2 protein-coding genes and 1 pseudogene are annotated in these 1,583 nt (G+C 40.1%); 1 reads left to right on the forward strand and 2 read right to left on the reverse strand.

All coding sequences use genetic code 11. The features are described from left to right. Window positions 1-199 precede the first annotated feature (199 nt). Both LMH66_RS14500 and rsmD read right to left on the reverse strand, forming a co-directional pair. The gene (locus LMH66_RS14500; protein ID WP_102526734.1) at window positions 200-484 is read right to left on the reverse strand and encodes a DUF1145 domain-containing protein; all 285 of its coding nucleotides are present in this window, start codon (window positions 482-484) and stop codon (window positions 200-202) included. A gap of 9 nt (window positions 485-493) precedes the next feature. Beyond that, window positions 494-1,075 carry a 16S rRNA (guanine(966)-N(2))-methyltransferase RsmD gene (gene rsmD, locus LMH66_RS14505; RefSeq protein WP_229370838.1) on the reverse strand — a complete coding sequence of 194 codons (582 nt, stop codon included), beginning with the start codon at window positions 1,073-1,075 and terminating at the stop codon, window positions 494-496. Between the two features lie 178 nt (window positions 1,076-1,253). On the opposite strand from rsmD, the pseudogene LMH66_RS14510 reads away from it, so the two are divergent. After that, a pseudogene (locus LMH66_RS14510) lies at window positions 1,254-1,583 on the forward strand (signal recognition particle-docking protein FtsY); the annotation flags it as partial.

Below are 1,583 nucleotides of genomic sequence, written 5' to 3' on the forward strand. Positions count from 1 at the left end.
AAGTAGACCTACATAAGAGATGGTGAATAGGGAGTGATAACCCTAGGCATGATCAATTAATGTCTATAACCATATTGATTAGTGCTTTAAAGCGTAACCCATAATTAAAGCTCAATAAAAAGCCCCACGAATGTGAGGCTCATAACTTAGATGCTGTTTAATTTCGTTATCACTTCATTTGTGATGCCAGCTATAAGTATCAATCTTCAGCTTGAGGTAAATCCAATACTTTTTGGCGATATTCTAATAAACCAAAGACACCCAAGAAATAGACTTTAATGTAATCGACTAACTTAAGTTTTAGTAATGTGTTGAACATGGTGTAAAAAATCAATAATTGGAACAAGTGCATAAATGCCGTGATCAATAACAGAATATTGAGAACAATGCTGACCTTGCCATCGAATGGCATGAACACATTATAAAACATCACCAACCATGTCAGCAGGGTAAAGCTCTTACCTGCCAGAATAAAAAATTTCATCTGTAACCTTTAATCAATTTGATATTGGAATAAACGGTAGGTCACTTGCCCTGCCGATTTTTGTTTAAGCTCAACCCAAGTATTGGGGATGTCTAACTGAGCTAAGTCGGATTCCGTTTCGACATAAATTTGTGCATTTTCATTGAGCCATTGTTTTTCATCTAGCAGCGCGATGGTTTTACTGGCCAGATCTTTGCGAAAAGGGGGATCGACAAAAACAATATCAAAGCCTTTATCTGGATTACCTTTGGCGAGCAAAGCCAAACTATCACCATTAATGACATCGGCCGTTTCGCATTTTAGGGTTTGTAAATTTTGTTGCAACTGCTTCGCTGCGCTGGATTGCAGTTCAAAAATTCGAGCATAGTCAGCGTAGCGTGATAATGCTTCTAGGCTCAGTGCGCCGCTTCCAGCAAAACAATCCAACACTCTTGCACCGCGAACGTCTGTGGATAACCAGTTAAATAAGGTCTCGCGCACTCGATCTGTGGTTGGTCGAAGACCTTCAAGATCGTGAATAGGAAGTTTTCGTGAACGCCATTGTCCTGAAATGATCCTGACTTGGCCGCTAGCGGACTTATTTTTGGACATTTTGCCCTCGTGATTTTGCCTGAACAAAGAAAGTGGTAGACTATGCAACCAATTAGAATACTCGATATTTTATACCAAACTGATGCCTAAAGGTGAGCAATCCTTCAGACATTATCTGTATTAAGTTATCGAGAGTATTTTTCCGAATTTTTTAGCTCACTAAGTACTGGTAGTAGACATGGCAAAGAAAGGTTTTTTTTCGTGGTTTCGTAAAGACAAAACCAAAGAACAAGAGAAAGTTACAACCGACAACGCTCAAGAGCAAATTGACACCAGTAGTACTGAGCAGACTGAAGCAGAGCTTGCTGCTCAGCAATTAGCTGAACAGCAACGTGTTGAAGAACAAAATCGTCTTGCAGCAGAAAAAGAAGCTGCTGAAAAGGCTGAGGCTGAATTACAGGCTCAGCAATTAGCTGAACAGCAACGTGTTGAAGAACAAAACCGTCTTGCAGTAGAAAAAGAAGCTGCTGAAAAGGCTGAGGCTGAATTACAGGCTCAGCAATTAGCT

The sequence above is a fragment of the Shewanella sp. 10N.7 genome, assembly GCF_020806285.1.
In the GTDB taxonomy this organism is placed as follows: Bacteria; Pseudomonadota; Gammaproteobacteria; order Enterobacterales; family Shewanellaceae; genus Shewanella; species Shewanella electrodiphila.

Coding starts and splice junctions, on each gene's coding strand:
- LMH66_RS14500 (WP_102526734.1), bottom strand. CDS start 484: ATGAAATTTTTTATTCTGGCAGGTAAGAGCTTTACCCTGCTGACATGG.
- rsmD (WP_229370838.1), bottom strand. CDS start 1,075: ATGTCCAAAAATAAGTCCGCTAGCGGCCAAGTCAGGATCATTTCAGGA.